Source organism: Priestia flexa NBRC 15715, from assembly GCF_001591565.1.
In the GTDB taxonomy this organism is placed as follows: Bacteria; Bacillota; Bacilli; order Bacillales; family Bacillaceae_H; genus Priestia; species Priestia flexa.
Window position 1 is genome coordinate 16518 of the sequence record NZ_BCVD01000027.1, and the last position, 18876, is coordinate 35393.

An 18876-nucleotide genomic window follows, 5' to 3' on the forward strand; every position below is an offset into this window, starting at 1 on the left:
CTCCCCCTTTGTTTTACTGTTTCTCCAAAGTTTTGATGTATAGAACCTTACTTTTGTTTATCTTTTAAGAATTGAATTGCTTCTCTTGTACGATCTATATATCCAACAGTTTCATCATATTTCGTACTTGCCATGGCCAAAAACAGTGTATCAATGACGTAAAGCTGAGCCAACCTTGATGAAGTAGCTGCACTTCGAAACGGCGCTTCTCTTGTATAGGAAGTATGAAGTGAAATATCTGTTAGAGCTGATACTGACGATAACCCTTGCTTTGTTAAGCTAATGGTTGTTAAACCTCGCTTTTTTGCTAAGGATAAAATATTAATAACCTCAGATGTTTCTCCTGAAAAAGAAATCCCTACGACAACATCATCAGCTCCTGCATTTGCAATTAAAGTCGCTACTATATGCACATCAGTAAAGGCTGTCGCTCCCTTATTCACTCGTAAAAACTTCTGCTGCGCATCCATGGCAATGATGTGAGAAGCTCCAACACCAAAAAAGTGTATGGTTCTTGCCTTGCTTAAAGCGCTAACGGCTCTTTCAATTTCTTCGTGCTGTAATAGCTCAGAAGTATCACTAATGCTTTGAACGCTATTAATTGTTGTTTTTTTTACAATAGATTGTATCGTATCGTGAGGTGTAATATCACGATATCCTTGCTCCACTTTTGTGCTTAAATCTCCTGCTATCCGAACCTTTAAATCTTGAAACCCCTTTACACCCAACGATTTACAAAGGCGAATAACAGCAGCTCCGCTAGCACCTGCTAATGAACCTAATTCACCAGCTGTGTAATCCATCACGGCTTCAGGTTGAGCTAAAATATATTCTGCGATTTTCTTCTCAGAAGCAGGTAGCTGTGGAAGTAGAGCGTGAATGATTCTTAATCCGCCTGTCGCCATTTTTCTCTCTCCTTTTCACTTGCTGTGCTCGATTGCTTTTCTAACGTACCCATCATTTTTTTCTAGGAGAGTTCGTGCTTCTTCAACTGTTGTTTGCGTTTTAATCATAACAATAGCTGTCTTCACTTCATTATTAGCCTCTTCTAGCGCTTTTTTCGCTTCTTCATATGGTGCTGCTGTTACTTTTTCGATAATTCCAACTGCTCGTTCTTTTAACTTGTAATTACTTACATTTACGTCAACCATTAAATTTCCATATGCTTTTCCGAGTTTAATCATAGAAGCCGTTGAAATCATATTTAAAATCATTTTATGAGCTGTTGCAGACTTTAAACGTGTTGATCCTGTTAAAATTTCAGGGCCTACAATTACTTCTATTGCTCGATCCGCCACTTGCGAAATAGCTGCATTTTCATTACACGATAAGGCAATGGCTTTCGCTCCAATGCTTTTCGCATACCGCAAAGCTCCAATTACATACGGGGTTCTTCCACTAGCAGCGATTCCAATAACCGTATCAGCGCTTGTTAATTCAATTCTTTGTAGATCCTGCACACCGCCTTCTTCACTATCTTCTGCTCCTTCAGCTGCTTTTGTAAATGCACTTGCTCCTCCAGCCATAATTCCTTGTACAGCGGATGGATGCGTACTAAAAGTAGGAGGACACTCGACAGCATCTAGAACACCTAATCGACCACTTGTACCAGCGCCGATATAAATGAGTCTACCACCGGCTTTTAAAGACTGGACGACATATTCAACGGTTGCTTCGATATCTGGTAAAACTGCATTAACAGCTACAGCTACTTTTTGATCTTCTTCGTTCATAATACGTAAAATATCAGCTGTATTTTCAGCATCGATATTCATTGTGCGTTCGTTGCGAGATTCTGTTGTTAGTATTGTTAGGTTTCTGTCCATGACTTTTCCTCCTGTAAAACAGTTAAATTTACATTCATTATAATTTCATTAAAATAAAATTTCAATAACTAATTAAACTTATTAAAATAAAATTTCAAATAGAACTTTTTCTTTTCTACGTAAAAAAAACATGCGCTGATTAACAATCTGCACATGCTTCTAAGCACCGATTTATTTTCCCCCTGTATATGAACTGTAATCGTAAAATCTACACGCTTTGGAAAGTAGTTTTTGAGCTTAATTGTTTCATATAAAACCCCGTCATAAATAAAGCGTTCACGTAAAATTTCAATTGATTCACGCCATAAGATAAGGTTTTCTTCATTTTCTATATGGGGATTGGTTAATCGAATAGTTGCCATATAATTTTCATCAGCATCTGAAGCTAATAGAATTGGATCCTCACCATTTATCTTTATGTTAAGTCCACTCAAAAAGCGAGTGTCCTTCGTATACAAACCTAAACCGTACTGATGGTTTTTGGTTATATTTCCCATTTGATCTGTTAACAGAAATAAATCATTTTCTTTAATTACACGATAATCCATTACTACTCCTCCTATTTACCAAAACGTTTTGGATTTACTTCACAAGGAAAATCCGAAACGTTTCGGATTTTCCTTGTATTAAAAACCACTTATTCGTGGCTTTTAGCTGTCGTTTCTCTAATAATAAGTTCTGTTTCTAAATATCGCTCCATATTTGTAGAACGATTCTCTAATATCTCAATCAATAAATCTGCGGCTTCATATCCTATCTGATACACTTCTTGCCCTACTGTTGTAAGTTGAGGTGATGAGTAAGCAGCAAGCACAATATTATCGTAGCCCACGATAGAAATCTGATCAGGTACACTTCGCCCTAAACGCTTACAAGCCTTTAATGCACCTAATGCCATCAAATCACTTGCACAAAAAAGAGATGTGATTTCTTCGTTATTTTTTAATAGCTCATACGCTTGTTGTTCTGCAACGGCTTCTTCAAACTCCCCGTTTACAACCCAATTTTCACGTATATCAATACCATGCTCTTCCAACGTGTCTAGATACCCTCTAAGCCTTTCTTGACTCACAAACGCATCCTCACTTCCGTTTACCATTCCGATGTGCACATGTCCTAATTGCACTAAATGTTCAACTGCTTTCTTAGCCCCTAGCTTGTTATCTGTTGTCACATAACCAACTAAATTGGAATGAATCGGGATATCGACAAGGACACAGGGAATGTTGCTTTCAAGCACTTCCGTTAGATACGGATCATCCTTTTTAATTCCTTGAATGATTGCCCCATCCACTCTTCTTTCTTTGCAAAGCTGCGTATACGTTTTTTCGCGTTGTTTTGTTGTATTGGTATTAAATAAAATTAAATCATAGCCTAAAAGAGAGGCTCTTTCATTTACTCCACATAAAACTTCAAACGTAAAATTATCTTTGACACTTTCTCGACTAATTCCTGAAACAAGTAGACCGATTGTCTTCGACTTTTGCATGACCAAACCACGAGCTAAAGTGTTTGGGCTATAATTCAGCTTCTTAGCTACATTTATAATCTTTTGCCTAGTCTTTTCATTCACATCGGAATACCCATTTAATGCACGAGATACCGTCGTAATAGAGACGCCTGCAACTTTCGCAATATCTTTTATAGTTGTCAATTACACTTCCTCCAAAACGTTTCGGATAACTTATGAGAACATTGTAACGCTTTCAAAATGATTTTTCAAGACAAAAAAAACACCTAAATCAAATTAATCTATTTTAGGTGCTTTTTTTGTACAAAGTGGTAGCTCAATTGAAAAGCATGTTCCTTTTCCTTTTTCACTCTTCACGTGAACCTTCCCCTGCATATAGTGAATAATGCGGAAAGAAACCATTGTTCCTAGGCCCGTTCCTTTTTCCTTGGTTGTAAAATAAGGTTCGCCTAACCGGCTAATCTGCTCACTCGTCATTCCACACCCCGTATCATGAATCTCTACCGTAACTGTTTCTCCGCTTTTTTTCAGCTTTACTTCGAGCTTCCCTCCATTAGGCATTGCTTCAATACTATTTTTGACTAAGTTAATAAAACACTGCTGAAGCTTCTTTCGTTCTCCACACACCTTAGCTTGCCCATGCAAAAGAGAGGGAGGCGGTAAAACGACACCGTTCATATTTGCAAGTGGTTTCATAATTTGTAAAACATGTTGAATTTCTACTCCTACATCTACTTGTTCCGGTCGCTCAGGGGCTGAATTTGCAAAGAGTAAGTAATCATCAATAATATCCTTCGCACGATTAAGTTCATCAATTGCAATTGATAAATACCGCTTTTTTATGGGATTTTGTTCATCTTCCCCTAGCATTTGCATAAAACCTCGACTAGCAGTTAATGGATTGCGCACTTCATGTGAAATACTTGCAGCTAGGTGACTGACTACTTCTAGTTTTTCAGCTTTCACCAATCGTTTAAGAATTGATAGATTGGTTCGAATAGCTTCCCATAGAACCGTAATAACTAGCGTACCAATTACATCTAAGCAAACAAATTCAATCCACAAAAAAGTTGGCAGCGCAATATCAAAAACAAAAATCGAGACTCCCATAGCCAAAAGTGCACCTACGAGACTTATTAATGTACTTGCTATGATTCTTTGTTGCAAAGACATGGCTAAATATTTCTTCGCAATTATGAATAATGGGATACTTAAAATTGGTAAAGATATTAACGTAACGTAAAATCCTACTCCGCCTATTAAAAAACGTATGGTTAAAATCAATACCAAAAGAAAGGTTCCAAATCCCGCTCCCCCATACAGTGTTCCTAAGATATATGGGATACGTCGAAGGTCAATATTATATCTATCAGGGACAATAACGGCATCAACAGGAAAAAGCATGCATAACAAGATAGAAAGGATTGGAAATATTGCTATCGTCCAATTTTTCAACCAATCTATTTGTTTTGCATACTTTAATAAATAGTACATTTGAACTAAAAATAATGGTAATAATATAAATAAAAAGTTAATTAACAAATCTTTTGTGAAAAAGCTCATTCATTCACCGGTCTTTCAACATATTCTTCAACTAGCTCTGCTTATCTACTTGTTAGAATACTGCATTCTCACCTTTTTTTAAATAGCTTTTTCACAATTTGTTACAAATTTGGTTGAATTATTGCGATATTTGATTCACTCTATGGCGAGCGGTTTCATATTCTTCTATCATTTGATTAAAAAGTTCTTGTACAGTTGGAATAGTTGAAATTAAGCCAATAACTTGTCCGGCCCAGCCGAATCCTTCTTTTTCATTGTTTTCGTATATATAACGGCAGTTAGCTTTTCCACTAATTACGTCTTGTAATTCTTCGTACCGATCTCCCATATGCTCACGTTCTACAATAGAAAGCGTATAATCTGACTTTAATACGCGCCCGGGTGCACCCAAAGAACGCTTGATAACAATCGTGTCTCTTTCGGTCCCTTCAACAATTGCTTGTTTGTAACGTTCGCCTGCGTGTACACATTCCTTTGTAGCAATAAATCTTGTTCCCATTTCAATTCCCTCTGCTCCGAGAGCAAATGCTGCTAAAAGACCTTGGCCGTTTCCTATTCCCCCACTGGCTAATACAGGAATGGACACTGCTTGAGCTACTCTAGGAATCAGTACCATCGTTCCTAAATCATCTCTTCCAATATGCCCACCAGCTTCTTGACCAACAGCCATAACCGCATCTGCACCTAGCTCTTCTGCTTTTTGTGCTTGCCTTACGTTAGAGACAAGCACCAACGTTTTAATACTAGTGCCCTTTAACTTTTCAATAATTGGCGCTGGATTCGCTCCTGTAATAGAAACAACCGGTACTTGTTCAGTAATTGCTACTTCTAAAAGTTCTTCATAAGAAGTGCCGGTTTGCCCTCCAACAGCAAAGTTAACACCAAAAGGAAAAGAAGTAAGCGCCTTAACCTTATGAATTTCACGGGTAAGGTTTTCTTTTGTCTTTAAAGTCATAGCCGTAATTTGTCCAAGTCCACCTGCGTTTGATACAGCTGCGGCTAGCTCACTATAAGCTAGATAAGCAAGGCCGCCTTGAACGATTGGATAGCGAATTCCTAGTAACTCCGTAACACGTGTTTTCATTAATTGTTCTCCCCTTTCACACCAAACCTATCTTTCATTATGCCAAAAAGTTCCTAGTACCTCTACTATATTCTCCCTCCTTTCTTCTATGTCTTTCGTGAAGCTAAATATATGTTAGAATAAAAGTGGAAATCAGCATGAAAAGAAGGCATACTTCAAATGCATATTTCAATTATTTTAACAATGCTAGCTGTTGGGCTTATTCTAGGCTTTGTAGGAGCAGGAGGTTCTGGATTTATTATCTCTCTTTTAACATTATTTTTTAATGTTCCCGTTCATATCGCTTTAGCCACTGCTCTAGCAGCAATGATTTTCTCTTCTCTTTCAATTGCTATCAGCCACTATCGTGAAGGAAACGTTTCACTTAAATCAGGCATTATTGTTGGGATTGTAGGGGCTTTAGGAGCATGGCTCGGCTCGCACTTTTCAAGCTTTATACCAGAGGAACAGGTTATTATCAACAGGGCTTCTTAGATATTCAATTATTATTTGAGGTAGTTGTAGGAACAATGGTAGGTTCATATATCGGTGCCAAGTTTACAAAACGCGTACCAACACCCGTGTTAAAAACATCTCTTGTTGCTTTACCTATTTTTTCAGGCTTTTTGCTTATTATATAAAAAAGCGCATTCCCATGCGCTTTTTTAGTTTATTGAACAACTAGCTTTATTTGATTTTGTGAAGGATCTTTTGTAAAGATAGCTTGATCTTCTTTACTAATTACTGCGCCTATGTCTTTCAAACGATCCACCACTACCTCTCGCTTTTCTTCATCTGGAAACTCAATTGTAAAATACTTCATTCCAGGACTTTTTTCAGACGGTGCATTCGCGCCTCTTCCGTTCCAAATATTCACTCCAATATGGTGATGATATCGTCCTGTAGACATAAACAATGCTTGGTTAGGGAAACTGCTAACGACATCAAACCCTAACTTCTCATAAAACGCTCTCGTTTCTTCTAAGTCAGCGACGTGCAAATGAATATGCCCCATTACTGTATGAGCCGGTAACCCTTCCCACTTTTCATTTGTTGCTTCTGCTAAAACAGCTTGAGCATCAAGGGGAAGCGTAGCCATTTTAACTTCATCATCATTCCACTCCCAATTAGCATCAGATCGATCTCGATATATTTCAATTCCGTTCCCATCAGGATCAGCTAAGTATATCGCTTCACTAACTAAGTGATCCGAAGCCCCCTGCACTGGATACCCTGTTTTAACTAAATGACGAATAATCTCACCTAAGGCTGCACGTGATGGTAATAATAAGGCAAAATGATAAAGACCGGTTTTACGTTCCTGCTTTGGTTCTGGACTAGAAAGCTGCTCTAATGTAACGAGAGGTGTTTTTCCGTCTGCTGTTAATACGGCTTTCATACTGGATTTTGTTAGAACTTGAAAACCTAGCACTTCTTCATAGAAACGCAGCGATTTTAAAATATTATTTACACGAAGCGCAACCTGACTAACGAATGTATGAGGCTTTTGATGAAATGACATTTCTTTCTCTCCTTCTTTTTCATATAAAATGGAATCCCAAATATTTATTTTATATAATTCACTTACTTTATGTAAGTAAATTATATTTATATCAGACAAATTCGTCAAGTCGTTTTATTCCTTTACTTTAGTAATAAACTACTTTATTACTTCATTAGCACAGACTCTTGAGAATCGTCATAAAGACATGATTTAATCAATGTCAGGAGGGGTGACTATGACATTATCTTGGATTTTATCTTACATAGTTGTTTCATTAACAATTGTATTAATTCCCGGTCAAGACATGCTATTTGTTTTGACTCAAAGCTTAACCTCAGGTGTTAAAGCAGGAATGAAAACAGTACTAGGTTCCATTACCGGTACTTTCATTCATACGCTCTTGGCAGCTGGAGGGCTATCTATTATTTTTCAGCAGTCCGTATTAGCATTTAATATTTTAAAAATTGTTGGCGTGCTTTATCTTTTATTTTTAGCTATTCAGTCATTTCGTTCTAAAACTGAGCCTTTATCTTTAACTTCCACTCAGATGAATACAGCGCAATTTTTCAAAAAAGGTTTTTTTACCAATCTGTCTAATCCAAAGGTAGCTATATTCTTCATTACATTTCTACCTCAGTTTGTGAACCCATCATTAGGTCATGTAGGCCTACAGATGTTCTCTTTCGGCATGATTTTCATTTTAGAAACGTTAGTCGTCTTTTCTCTTGTAGTACTTTTCGCTTCTTACCTTGGAAAGCGTGCAAAAAACAACCGTCACGTGCAGTTATCACTAAAGTATATACAAGGTACAGTATTTGGCATTTTAGGTTTGAAATTATTATTTACAGATCACTAATGGAAGCCTGTTTATACAGAGCTTCTTTTTTCATTCATATTAACTCTTTTTTTATACATACTAAGTGAAAAGCCTAAGAAAGTAAGGAGTTTTACAATGGATTTATTAAAAGATTCCCTCATTCTATTGACTAGAATTGTTACTATTTTACCTCTCTTGCTTATTATGACGCTGTTTATGGGCAGACGCTCAATCGGCGAGCTTCCCATCTTTGACTTTCTTATTTTAATGTCTCTTGGCGCTGTTGTAGGAGCAGATATTGCTGACCCAAAAGTTGAACATATCCATACAGCAGTCGCAATTGTTATGATTGCCATTTTCCAGAAAATTATTGCTTACTTTAAGATTCACTCGCGCTCATTTGGAAAAAAGATTACATTTGAACCAATTGTTGTCATTAAAGATGGTGCATTTTTAATTGAGAATCTTAAGCGCATTCGATACTCAATTGATAATATTTTATATATGCTTCGCCAAAGTAACGTCTTTGATATCAGTGTTGTTAAAATCGCTGTTATTGAATCCAACGGGCAATTAACCGTTCAAAAAAAAGCGTCCAAAGAATTTTTGACGCGTGATGATTTGCAAATTGCAAATAACCAATTAGATCTTGCTTATCCCTTAATTATTGAAGGAAAGATATACGAGGAAGTATTAACTTACTGCAACCAGACAAAAGAATGGTTATTAAGCGAGTTAAAAACACGAGATATTGAAAATCTCTCTGATATTTTCTTTGCTTCACTGACTGATGAGGGTAAACTACATGTATCACTATATTCACCAATAAATCCGGCCCCGCCGCTACATCATTAAAAGATTTGCTTATTTTATTTACTAAAATAAGTACATAGTAAAGTCCTTCATGATAAGCTTTATTTAAAAATATTTCTGAATAAATGTACAGCATGGACTTTTATAGCTTTAACCGTGAAGTTATGCTATTTTAGTAGATACAAGATTGTTTGCGTATTAGGAGGTTTATATGGACTTTGTTGACTCACTATCATCTGTTGATGGTTGGAAAAATATTGGTTTAGCAGTTGGGATTTTTTTAATTTTCCTTGTGCTGCGTAAACTGTTTACAACTTATTTATTTAAATTTATTATCGGGTTTGTTAAGAATAAAAAAATTGACCTTATCACAAGTATTTTAGAAGCATTTGAAAAGCCAATGAGGTGGATTTTTGTAATCATTGGTATTCAGCTTGCGCTCCCTTATCTACCGTTTGAACTTTTAACGGCTGAGCGTGAAAGCCAGATTATACGTTCTGCTTTTATTATTCTCGCAGGGTGGGGACTTTACAACCTAGCGGATTCAACGGCTCTCTTTTTCTCAACTTTCTCCAAAAATTTTGATGTTCAAGTAGACCGTATTGTTATTCCATTTGTTGAGAAATTTATTCGCATTATCGTTGTCGTTTTATCTGCTTCCATTATTGGTGAAGAATGGGGCTTCAACGTTAATGGATTCGTAGCCGGCTTAGGACTCGGAGGGCTAGCATTTGCCCTTGCAGCTAAAGATACGGTTAGCAACCTTTTTGGCGGAGTTGTTATTATTACAGAAAAGCCTTTTACAATTGGAGATTGGATTAAAACACCAAGCGTTGAAGGCGTGGTTGAAGATATTACATTTCGAAGCACAAAGGTGCGAACGTTTGCTCAAGCGCTTGTAACAGTTCCCAATGCAACCCTATCAAATGAGCCTATTGTAAACTGGGCTAAAATGGGGAAACGTCAAATATCATTTCATTTAGGATTGAATTATAATACACCTAAAGAAAAGCTGGAAACCTCAGTTGAGCGGATTAAGCAAATGCTGATGGAAGATGAAGATATTCATAAGGAAACGATTATTGTTAATTTTGAAACCTTTAACGAATCGAGCCTTGATGTTCTGCTATACTTCTTTTCTAACACAACGGCTTATGCTGACTATTTAGAGGTAAAAGAAAAAATAAACTTTAAAATTATGGACATTTTACAAGAAGAAGGAGTTGACTTTGCTTTTCCAACTCGTGCTCTTGTAGTGCAACAATCTGAAGATATCATTAAACAAGATACAAATATATTAGAAAGATCTCGCGGATAAAAAAAGGGTTGCTAAATAAATTAGCAACCTTTTCTCCTTTCTATTTTATTTTGAGATAAACATTTGTGTCCAATAATGTCCGTAGCTTCCGCCTTTAACATAACCTACTCCAATTTCTGTAAAGCTACTGGATAAAATATTTTTTCTGTGCCCTTCGCTGTTCATCCATGACTTCACAACGGCTTCTGGTGTCGCTTGTCCAGCAGCAATGTTTTCACCTGCTGTTTTATAGGAAATACCAAAGTTTTTCAGCATAGTAAAAGGACTTCCGTATGTAGGAGAAGTATGGCTAAAGTAGTTTTTATCAATCATATCTTGAGATTTATAGCGAGCTACTCGCGCTACTTCCCAATTAGATTTCAACGGTTTTACCCCTACTTTTGCGCGCTCTTCGTTCACAAGTTTTACAACCTGCTCTTCAAATGATTGAGCCGTAGTATTTACGCTTGGTACATTGATTTTTTGACCAGGATAGATTACATTGTGGTTCGAAATACTTGGGTTTGCATCAATAATTTCTTGAACACCTACCTGGTATTTCACTGCAATTTTCCACATAGTATCTCCTGATTGAACAGTATGTACTGTAGATGCTTGAGCAGTATGATCTAATCCAAAAACAAGAGTGACAGACAACATTGTAATTGATGAGAATTTTAATAAAGTTTTCATAATCATATTAAAGCAAATTTTTTGACAGATTAATAGCGGTAATAATCACCTATACTACTAATTTTAGAGAATAGTTTATACCAAAAAAACGCACGGTTAACCGTGCGTTTTTTATGAAGATAGCGCCTGTGAAGGATCGACTTCAGGGATTGGCATTGGTTCTGAAACAACTTCGGTTACCTGACGTCGCTTGATGACTTCCACGTATTGAATATGATGATTTTCCATTGCCTTCACTTTAAAATCATACTGTTCAAACGCAATAATATCCTGTTGCTTTACATCATATTTTTCTGTTAATACCCAGCCACCAATCGTATCGATTTCTGTATCATCAATTTGAATGCCAAGCAGCTCATTAATTTGACTTACAAGCACTTTACCATCCACAATGTAATGATAATCTTTCACCTTTTGAATGAGAGGCTTTTCATCCGTATCAAATTCATCACGAATTTCACCAACGATTTCTTCTAAAATATCTTCAATTGTTACAATACCAGCTGTACCACCATATTCATCAACTAAAATCGCCATTTGAATGCGTTCACGCTGCATTTTTAGCAGTAGATCGTGAATAGAGACCGTTTCAACCACTTGAATAATTGGACGAATATAATCTTTTAAATGAATTGACTGCACATCTTTCATAACAAGCTCAGTTAAGATTTCCTTCATGTTTAGCAAACCAACAATATGGTCTTTATCGCCATCAATAATAGGATAGCGAGTGAATCGCTCTTCTTTTGCCATATCTAAAATATATTCAATCGTATCTTCTTGATCAATTGAGACCACTTCTGTTCGTGGTACCATAATCTCTTTTGCCACTCGGTCATCAAAGTCAAAGATTTTACTGACATATTTAAATTCTGATTGATTAATTTCACCGCTTTTATAGCTTTCTGATAATAAGATGCGAAGCTCTTCTTGACTATGTGCTAATTCATGCTCTGATGCTAATTTTAGTCCAAATAAACCTGTTAGCAAGCGAGCTGAGCCATTAAGTACCCAGATGAAAGGATACATGATTTTATAAAAGAATATTAGCGGCTTTACAAATAATAGAGTCACCGCTTCAGCTTTTTGAATAGCAAACGTTTTAGGAGCTAGCTCTCCAACTACCACATGTAGAAACGTAACGACAGCAAACGCGATAGCAACTGAAATGATGGTAGATACCCCTCCTTCAATACCAAGTTGCTCAAAAAGTGGTTCAAGCATATGAGCTACAGTAGGCTCACCTAACCACCCAAGGCCTAATGCTGTAATTGTAATTCCCAGCTGGCAAGCGGATAAATATTCATCTAGGTTGGTAATAACTTGCTTCGCAGCTTTTGCATTTTTGCTCCCTTCCACCACTAATTGATCGATTCTAGAGCTACGAATTCGAATAATTGCAAATTCTGTAGCAACGAAAAAGGCAGTTAATGCAATCAGTACCGCTAATAAAATCAAGTTAAATATGTCCAATCAAGTTCCTTAGCTCGTAATAGTACGAGTAAGGAGTCACCTCCTAAGTGATTAAAAGTTTAAAACATTTTTTATTGCTAAATAGTTATTTCTTTTTATTTTAAATGTAAAAAACTGTGTCGTCAAACCTTTTAGCCAGTGTTCTAACACGAATCTTAAGTATAAATACTTTACACCTTTTATAAAAGACACTTCTATTTTTTACTGTTCACAGGCATATAAAAGCTTACAATAACACATATCACGCCTATCAAAAAGAGAAAAATAGGCATCTCACTTAAAAATACTGTTAGGTAATCACCTGCGTTTCTTGCGTGAATGGGAACTAAACTCAATTCCATGATAAGACTAACGAATGCAATTGCGTTTAAACAAATGCCTAACAAAAACAACCCTAGTCTACTCCTGATTCCCAATAAGAACATTCCTTTCACATATTCAGCTTTTACATTTCAATAATGACAGAATTTTCACTTATTATTACAGTATGAGTTCCTTAAACTACTTATCACTGATTATTTTTATTATATGAAGAAATAAACTATTCGACATTTGGTGTGTATAAAAAACCTTTAAGGCAATTGCGAGTCAACTCTGAAACTTAAGCATTCTGCAAGATAAATACATCTATCAAGAATCTTTCGTTTCCTTAGCGTGACAGTTCGCTATCTTACCCAATAAATATTATGTTACCTGTAGATAATTTGCAGTTACGCTATCAATACACAAAAAAGCTGCATCATTTATAGACGCAGCTTTTTCCAATTTTACTACAACGAAAAGAAAGATCTAATTGGATTCTTATGTAAAATTAAGAAACAACTCTTATTCTTCAGTTAGCGCCCCAAATATCTTGAGCAATTTTAATGACGTGACTAATTTTATTCCATTGCTCTTCTTCTGTTAGTTCGTTTCCTTCTTCCGTACTTGCAAACCCGCATTGTGGACTCAGTGACAAGTTTTCTAGAGGAATAGATGCACTCGCTTCTTTAACTCTTTGTTTAATAACCTCTGCATCTTCTAATGTAGGAAATTTAGATGTTACTAGTCCTAATACAACTGTTTGGTTGTTACGTGTAAAACTTTTTAATGGCTCAAAATCTCCTGAACGATTATCATCATATTCAAGGAAAAGCCCATCTACATGCAAGTTAGCAAAAATTGCGTCTGAAATAGTATCGTAGCCACCACTGGTAATATACGTAGATCTAAAGTTTCCGCGACAAATGTGCATCGTAATGACCATATCCTCCGGCTTTTTAGAAATCGCATCGTTTAAGCAGTTGACTCTCGTATCAATAATATCTTTTACATCCATACCCAGCTTCTCAACAACTGCATCTATACGTTCTTCAGAAACAAAATCAATCCATGAAGTATCATCTAACTGTAAGTAGCGGCAGCCTGCATCATAAAAAGCTTGAATTGCTTTTTGATAAGCAACTACCGTGTCATGATAAAACTGTTCTCTATCCCCATTGTAGTAAGTATCCTCTTGAATTCGAGTGAATAACATGTTGGGACTTGGAATAGCAAACTTAGCAACTTGGCTTCCATCACCATATTGTTCAACAGCTTCTTTTAAAAATGTAAAATGTTCCAGCATATAATGATGGTTGAAATCTACTTTACCAACTACCTTGATTGCTTTATTTTTTGTTTTGGCACCTTTAAATTGACTAATATACTCCGTTTCAAACTCTTCTACACCATCTAGACCTGATAAGAAATCTAAGTGCCACCATGCACGTCTAAATTCTCCGTCAGTGATAGATTTAAGTCCCACTTCGATTTGTTTTTGGACAAGCTTTTCAATCTCCTGGTCCTCTACAGATTTTAAAGTCGTTTTACTGATCTGACCATTTGTATAGGCTTCTCTTGCTTCTTTGAGAGGAGTTGTTCTTAAAAAGCTCCCTACATGATCAGCTTTAAATGGAGCTTTCACTAATGTCTTTGTCATGGTTCTATTCCCTCTTTCTGTTCAAAATAAAAAACCTCTTCTTAAAGATAAGAAGAGGTTAATAGTCGTTATTGGTTCTTCTCCTATCTTCAAGCAAATTGCTACTGGAATTGGCACAGTACTTTAACAGTCTGTTGCCGAGGCTTCACAGGGCCAGTCCCTCCGCCTCTCGAGATAAGAATATTCAATTAATTAACTAGGGAAAATATTACACTTACTTTCTTAGTCTGTCAACAAGGAATTTGAAAAATCAGAAATAAAAAATTTTTTATTCAGTATTCAGAAGTGGTTCATATCCTTTTGAGTTCATGAAAGATAGACCGTGGTCAAACATATCGCGTCACTTTAGTTGTCTACATCTATATAATATATGTTATAATCATGTGACCTAGGTTTTAAATAAGGAGGAACCTCACAAAGATGTTAGTTAAAGGATTACAACTATTAAAATATGCCTTTTTAATCGGAGCTGTGGTATACGGAATAATCGCTTTTCAGAACAGTGATTCTACCAACTATATTGCTTATTTACCATACATTCAATTAATGCTAAGTTTATTTTTATTTATTGAAGCTGTTTTGACGTTTAAAGAAAGCAAGTTGCATTCAGCGTTTTTTCTGGTCATTTCTGTGTTCTGCTTCGCTATCTATTTTGAAGTTTAAAAAAAGCACGCTGCCCGTAGCGTGCTTTTTCACTTCCCACTCTTTAAAGCTGTTACAACTTCACCGATTGGGAGGTGTATTTGATTATCAAACACATAATCATAGTAAGTTGGCTCTTTATTAATAATGACCATTGGTACCTGACCATGTTTTCTAACTAATAAAGGAATTTGATTAATGGGTGTTACCTGCAAAGATGAACCCATGACAATAAATAAATCACTTTGTAAAGCTGCCTCTACGGCTTCTTCAAACCAGTGAATTGAATCTCCAAATAAAACTACATTGGGCTTTAGTGCCTCTTCACACGACGTACAGCTCGGTAATTCAACTTTGGTTAGAAAATTTAACCCAAACTCACTTCCACATTTTTGACAATGTGCTCGCTTAATTGTTCCGTGAATTTCATATACATTCGTGCTTCCTGCTTTCTGATGCAAGCCGTCAATATTTTGTGTAATCACATGCACGGTCTTTTCTTCTTCTAATTCTGCTATAAAGTAATGACCTGAGTTAGGTTCATATTCATCAAGCAGCTTCACACGAAAAATCTCTTTAAATAGCTCCCAAAAAAGTACCGGATTGTTCTGATAAAAAGAAGTGGAAATCACATCTGAAAATTCTAGGTTTTTTCGATACAATCCGTTTTGCGAACGAAAATCAGGTATGCCCGACTCTGTACTTATTCCCGCTCCCGTAAAGACACAAATCCGACTTGCCTCTCCAATTCGTTTCTTTAACTCTTCAACTTGCATATTCATTGGCGCTCTCTCCTACTTTACAATCAATACGGGTATCTTCACATGTTGAGCAATTTTATGGCTCACGCTCCCCAAAAACATTTCTTTTACTGGATTTAAGCCTCGGCTTCCAACTACTACAACATCAAAGCGATTGTTGTTAGCAAATTGAATAATTGTTTTAGCAGCATCTCCATGAATAAACGTAATTTCATACTCTATATCAGATTTCTCTAAAACTTCTTGTGTTGTTTGGATACGCTTTTCTCTTGCTTCATCTTTTCCAAGCGTGTTTAACCTACTATCTCCTTCTACTGCATATATCACTTGAACAAAGCTTCGATCAGTTAATCTTGCTAAAGCAACCGCTTTTTCAGCTGCTCTAGCAGCGTGTTCAGACCCATCTGAAGCTAATAAAATTCGCTTAAACATGTCCTTCACTCCTTTTCTATCAATTATAACAGCTCTACTATTTTTTATTCCATTGAAGAAAGCGATATAAAAATTAAATTTTCTAAAAATATTTACGCTTTTGTGTTATACTAATAAACAGAAATGCTATACTAAATAAAAGGAATGATGGCATTATGGGGTTTGAGCTGATATGTACCTTTTGCAAAGGGCTTGGGAAAGTAATGATTATTCCTGGCATATTCTACACAAAAAAGTGTAAGCATTGTGAAGGTACTGGTTTGAAACTAAAAAAAGACGAAACTCCTCTATAAGAAGTCTCGCCTTTATATCGTTTAGATTGATAATTCTTTTGATAGTTGATACATACGCTCATCAATATGATGAGGTTCACCTAGGATTTCCATAATATTATAATCAACAATTTCATTTTTACGGATACCGATTGCACGCCCGCCTTTACCTTCCATTAATAACTCAACGGCGCGGCCACCAAAACGACTTCCTAACACGCGATCTTGTGCTGTTGGTGATCCACCACGCTGAATGTGCCCTAGAACCGTAACGCGAGTTTCAATTCCAGCAGCTTCTTCAAGCTGTTTTGCTACTTCGTTTCCTGTAGCTACACCTTCAGCAACAACGATAATACTATGTTTCTTACCACGCTCTTGGCCTTTCTTTAAACGATCTACCATCTCTTGGAACTCATCTTTCGCTTCAGGAATTAAGATTGTTTCAGCTCCTCCAGCTAGCCCTGACCATAGAGCAATATCTCCAGCATTACGTCCCATTACTTCAATAATAAAAGAACGTTCATGTGAAGTAGCCGTATCGCGAATTTTATCAATTGCATCGATAACAGTATGTAAAGCTGTATCGAAACCTAGAGTAAAGTCTGTTCCTGGAATGTCATTATCGATTGTTCCTGGAATACCTACACATGGAAAACCAAGCTCAGTTAGCTTAACAGCTCCCATATAAGATCCATCTCCACCGATTACAACCAAACCTTCAATACCATGCTTCTTTAGGTTTTCAATACCTTTACGGCGTCCCTCTTCTGTTTTAAACTCTGGACATCTTGCAGAATATAACATTGTTCCACCGCGTTGAATGATATCACCAACATCACCAACTTCAAGCTTTCGAATATTCCCTTCAATTAACCCTTGATATCCTTGATAAATACCGTAAACTTCCATTCCTTCATGAATCGCTTTACGCACAACAGCACGAACCGCAGGATTCATTCCTGGAGAATCACCGCCGCTTGTTAATACACCTATTCTTTTCATTACTTTTCACCTCATCAAAAGTCAAATCAATTGACACTGTATTCTATTTTTACATTCTACATGACTACAAAGTATTTGTGTAGTAATTCACAACAGATTTCTATTATTATTTTTAAATGTCCTTACATTTTCATATGTTTTAGTTATTAACAGCTAAATATTCAATTTTTTTCTATTTCTCAAAATCAAAACACATCATTCTGCTCACTCTAATTTTCATTTTTTTCATATTTTGTAATGAAAATGTAACGTTTCCATCTGTCGAAAGGTGTTATGATTATTTTACGAAAATTGACGAAAAATTGATGGAGGCCCATTATGAAGAAATTTGTGGCGGTTTTTACCCTCGCTAGCTTTTTATTTGCTAGCCCTTTAGTCAGCCAAGCTGCGCTAGGTGATCAAACATTAAAGCAAGGAATGAGAAATCAGGATGTTCAGCAATTACAGCAGCTTTTAAAGAAAAAAGGTTATTTCACTGGCAATACAACAACTTATTTTGGACCAGCTACATCAAATGCAGTTAAATCATTTCAGCGTAAAAATGGATTGTCTGCCGATGGAGTTGTTGGAAAAAGCACATATGCAAAGCTTGGAGTAAAAACTTCTTCACAGACTTCTACATTTAATGCTTCAAAAGTTATTAATAAAGGAAAGCAGTATGTAGGGGTACCATATCGCTGGGGTGGAACAACTCCTAGAGGATTTGATTGCAGTGGCTTTATTGGTTATACATTCAAGCAGGGCGCTGGCATTACTTTACCTCGAACTGTAGCAGAGATTTATAAAAAAGGGACACGAGTTACAAGCTTACAGCCTGGGGACATTGTATTTTTCCAAACATACCAAAAAGGCGCTTCCCATGCCGGTATCTACATGGGAAACAATCAATTTTTACATAGCTCATCTTCAAAAGGTGTTTCAGTTGCTTCATTAAAAGATAGCTATTGGAGCAAGCGCTATATTGGTGCAAAAAGAATTCGTTAAATAACAAAAAGCCAACTTGCGTTGGCTTTTTTAACGGCAAAAACTATAGTATTCATTAATAATATCTAATACTGTTGGATATTCATCTACCCACGTAAAGTTTGTCTTTTCATTTGGTTCTTGTTCTGTTTCTTGTTTAATTGTAATTTGCTCCACACAAGATCTCTCCCTTTTTCTGTTATATAACATATATATTATCTATCTTTTGTTTTATAACAAAAAATCAAAAAAAGAAGACATGCTAAAAGAAGAGGGTTGAATATAACAAAACAAATTTTCAAAAAGAGGAACACTAGCTGTTCC

At 36.2% G+C, this 18876-nt stretch carries 18 protein-coding genes, 2 pseudogenes and 1 riboswitch; of the genes and pseudogenes, 6 read left to right on the forward strand and 14 right to left on the reverse strand.

Translation table 11 applies throughout. From position 1 onward, the window contains the following. Positions 1-47: 47 nt before the first annotated feature. The 6 genes and pseudogenes from BFL01S_RS06795 to BFL01S_RS06820 all read right to left on the reverse strand — a co-directional run bounded on the left by BFL01S_RS06795 (position 48) and on the right by BFL01S_RS06820 (position 5944). On the reverse strand, positions 48-905 hold the full coding sequence (locus tag BFL01S_RS06795) for a MurR/RpiR family transcriptional regulator (protein ID WP_025911383.1): 858 nt from the start codon (positions 903-905) through the stop codon (positions 48-50). A gap of 15 nt (positions 906-920) precedes the next feature. Further along, on the reverse strand, positions 921-1826 hold the full coding sequence (gene murQ / locus BFL01S_RS06800) for an N-acetylmuramic acid 6-phosphate etherase (RefSeq protein ID WP_025911384.1): 906 nt from the start codon (positions 1824-1826) through the stop codon (positions 921-923). Positions 1827-2002: 176 nt separating this feature from the next. Further along, positions 2003-2374: pseudogene (locus BFL01S_RS06805) on the reverse strand (glycogen debranching N-terminal domain-containing protein); the annotation flags it as partial. 89 nt (positions 2375-2463) lie between these two features. Then, on the reverse strand, positions 2464-3480 hold the full coding sequence (locus BFL01S_RS06810; protein ID WP_061785266.1) for a LacI family DNA-binding transcriptional regulator: 1017 nt from the start codon (positions 3478-3480) through the stop codon (positions 2464-2466). A 93-nt stretch (positions 3481-3573) separates the two neighbouring features. Next, positions 3574-4860: an ATP-binding protein gene (locus tag BFL01S_RS06815; protein WP_061785267.1), complete on the reverse strand. Its 1287-nt coding sequence runs from the start codon at positions 4858-4860 to the stop codon at positions 3574-3576. Between the two features lie 118 nt (positions 4861-4978). After that, positions 4979-5944, reverse strand: coding sequence for an NAD(P)H-dependent flavin oxidoreductase (locus tag BFL01S_RS06820; RefSeq protein ID WP_061785268.1), 966 nt, complete (start codon positions 5942-5944; stop codon positions 4979-4981). Between the two features lie 159 nt (positions 5945-6103). Here BFL01S_RS06820 and BFL01S_RS06825 point away from each other — a divergent pair. Further along, positions 6104-6564 (forward strand): annotated as a pseudogene (locus BFL01S_RS06825) (TSUP family transporter). 29 nt (positions 6565-6593) lie between these two features. Here BFL01S_RS06825 and BFL01S_RS06830 read toward each other — a convergent pair. Then, positions 6594-7445, reverse strand: a complete 852-nt coding sequence (locus tag BFL01S_RS06830) for a VOC family protein (RefSeq protein ID WP_061785274.1) — start codon at positions 7443-7445, stop codon at positions 6594-6596. 217 nt (positions 7446-7662) lie between these two features. On the opposite strand from BFL01S_RS06830, the gene BFL01S_RS06835 reads away from it, so the two are divergent. The 3 genes from BFL01S_RS06835 (at position 7663) to BFL01S_RS06845 (ending at position 10375) form a co-directional block, all read left to right on the forward strand. Beyond that, positions 7663-8283: a LysE family translocator gene (locus tag BFL01S_RS06835; RefSeq protein WP_061785269.1), complete on the forward strand. Its 621-nt coding sequence runs from the start codon at positions 7663-7665 to the stop codon at positions 8281-8283. A gap of 96 nt (positions 8284-8379) precedes the next feature. Then, positions 8380-9099, forward strand: a complete 720-nt coding sequence (locus BFL01S_RS06840; protein WP_061785270.1) for a DUF421 domain-containing protein — start codon at positions 8380-8382, stop codon at positions 9097-9099. Between the two features lie 169 nt (positions 9100-9268). Further along, the gene (locus BFL01S_RS06845; RefSeq protein ID WP_025911397.1) at positions 9269-10375 is read left to right on the forward strand and encodes a mechanosensitive ion channel family protein; all 1107 of its coding nucleotides are present in this window, start codon (positions 9269-9271) and stop codon (positions 10373-10375) included. A gap of 45 nt (positions 10376-10420) precedes the next feature. On the opposite strand, the gene safA is transcribed toward BFL01S_RS06845, so the two are convergent. From safA to BFL01S_RS06865, 3 genes are all read right to left on the reverse strand, one after another. Further along, entirely contained in the window at positions 10421-11047 is a 627-nt protein-coding gene (gene safA / locus BFL01S_RS06850; RefSeq protein ID WP_167556117.1) for a SafA/ExsA family spore coat assembly protein, read from the reverse strand. Between the two features lie 111 nt (positions 11048-11158). Further along, a complete protein-coding gene (locus tag BFL01S_RS06855; RefSeq protein WP_082802710.1) occupies positions 11159-12520 on the reverse strand; it encodes a hemolysin family protein in 1362 nt (453 codons plus the stop codon). A gap of 832 nt (positions 12521-13352) precedes the next feature. Then, entirely contained in the window at positions 13353-14480 is a 1128-nt protein-coding gene (locus BFL01S_RS06865) for a 5-methyltetrahydropteroyltriglutamate--homocysteine S-methyltransferase (RefSeq protein WP_025911406.1), read from the reverse strand. Positions 14481-14560: 80 nt separating this feature from the next. Next, positions 14561-14661: riboswitch (SAM riboswitch) on the reverse strand. Between the two features lie 239 nt (positions 14662-14900). Here BFL01S_RS06865 and BFL01S_RS06870 point away from each other — a divergent pair. Beyond that, complete coding sequence (locus tag BFL01S_RS06870) at positions 14901-15143, forward strand: hypothetical protein (RefSeq protein ID WP_025911407.1); 243 nt, start codon at positions 14901-14903, stop codon at positions 15141-15143. Positions 15144-15172: 29 nt separating this feature from the next. On the opposite strand, the gene BFL01S_RS06875 is transcribed toward BFL01S_RS06870, so the two are convergent. From BFL01S_RS06875 to pfkA, 3 genes are all read right to left on the reverse strand, one after another. Next, positions 15173-15904, reverse strand: a complete 732-nt coding sequence (locus BFL01S_RS06875) for an NAD-dependent protein deacylase (RefSeq protein ID WP_025911409.1) — start codon at positions 15902-15904, stop codon at positions 15173-15175. Positions 15905-15916: 12 nt separating this feature from the next. Next, entirely contained in the window at positions 15917-16315 is a 399-nt protein-coding gene (locus BFL01S_RS06880; protein ID WP_025911410.1) for a universal stress protein, read from the reverse strand. A 314-nt stretch (positions 16316-16629) separates the two neighbouring features. Further along, a complete protein-coding gene (pfkA, locus tag BFL01S_RS06885; protein ID WP_025911412.1) occupies positions 16630-17589 on the reverse strand; it encodes a 6-phosphofructokinase in 960 nt (319 codons plus the stop codon). A 318-nt stretch (positions 17590-17907) separates the two neighbouring features. Here pfkA and BFL01S_RS06890 point away from each other — a divergent pair, with 318 nt between their 5' ends. After that, positions 17908-18573: a C40 family peptidase gene (locus BFL01S_RS06890; protein ID WP_061785273.1), complete on the forward strand. Its 666-nt coding sequence runs from the start codon at positions 17908-17910 to the stop codon at positions 18571-18573. Positions 18574-18603: 30 nt separating this feature from the next. Here BFL01S_RS06890 and BFL01S_RS21225 read toward each other — a convergent pair whose 3' ends face one another. Then, positions 18604-18729, reverse strand: coding sequence for a hypothetical protein (locus tag BFL01S_RS21225; RefSeq protein WP_260864976.1), 126 nt, complete (start codon positions 18727-18729; stop codon positions 18604-18606). Between the last annotated feature and the right edge of the window lie 147 nt (positions 18730-18876).

Coding starts and splice junctions, on each gene's coding strand:
- BFL01S_RS06795 (WP_025911383.1), bottom strand. CDS start 905: ATGGCGACAGGCGGATTAAGAATCATTCACGCTCTACTTCCACAGCTA.
- murQ (WP_025911384.1), bottom strand. CDS start 1,826: ATGGACAGAAACCTAACAATACTAACAACAGAATCTCGCAACGAACGC.
- BFL01S_RS06815 (WP_061785267.1), bottom strand. CDS start 4,860: ATGAGCTTTTTCACAAAAGATTTGTTAATTAACTTTTTATTTATATTA.
- BFL01S_RS06820 (WP_061785268.1), bottom strand. CDS start 5,944: ATGAAAACACGTGTTACGGAGTTACTAGGAATTCGCTATCCAATCGTT.
- BFL01S_RS06830 (WP_061785274.1), bottom strand. CDS start 7,445: ATGTCATTTCATCAAAAGCCTCATACATTCGTTAGTCAGGTTGCGCTT.
- BFL01S_RS06835 (WP_061785269.1), top strand. CDS start 7,663: ATGACATTATCTTGGATTTTATCTTACATAGTTGTTTCATTAACAATT.
- BFL01S_RS06840 (WP_061785270.1), top strand. CDS start 8,380: ATGGATTTATTAAAAGATTCCCTCATTCTATTGACTAGAATTGTTACT.
- BFL01S_RS06845 (WP_025911397.1), top strand. CDS start 9,269: ATGGACTTTGTTGACTCACTATCATCTGTTGATGGTTGGAAAAATATT.
- safA (WP_167556117.1), bottom strand. CDS start 11,047: ATGAAAACTTTATTAAAATTCTCATCAATTACAATGTTGTCTGTCACT.
- BFL01S_RS06865 (WP_025911406.1), bottom strand. CDS start 14,480: ATGACAAAGACATTAGTGAAAGCTCCATTTAAAGCTGATCATGTAGGG.
- BFL01S_RS06870 (WP_025911407.1), top strand. CDS start 14,901: ATGTTAGTTAAAGGATTACAACTATTAAAATATGCCTTTTTAATCGGA.
- BFL01S_RS06875 (WP_025911409.1), bottom strand. CDS start 15,904: ATGAATATGCAAGTTGAAGAGTTAAAGAAACGAATTGGAGAGGCAAGT.
- BFL01S_RS06880 (WP_025911410.1), bottom strand. CDS start 16,315: ATGTTTAAGCGAATTTTATTAGCTTCAGATGGGTCTGAACACGCTGCT.
- pfkA (WP_025911412.1), bottom strand. CDS start 17,589: ATGAAAAGAATAGGTGTATTAACAAGCGGCGGTGATTCTCCAGGAATG.
- BFL01S_RS06890 (WP_061785273.1), top strand. CDS start 17,908: ATGAAGAAATTTGTGGCGGTTTTTACCCTCGCTAGCTTTTTATTTGCT.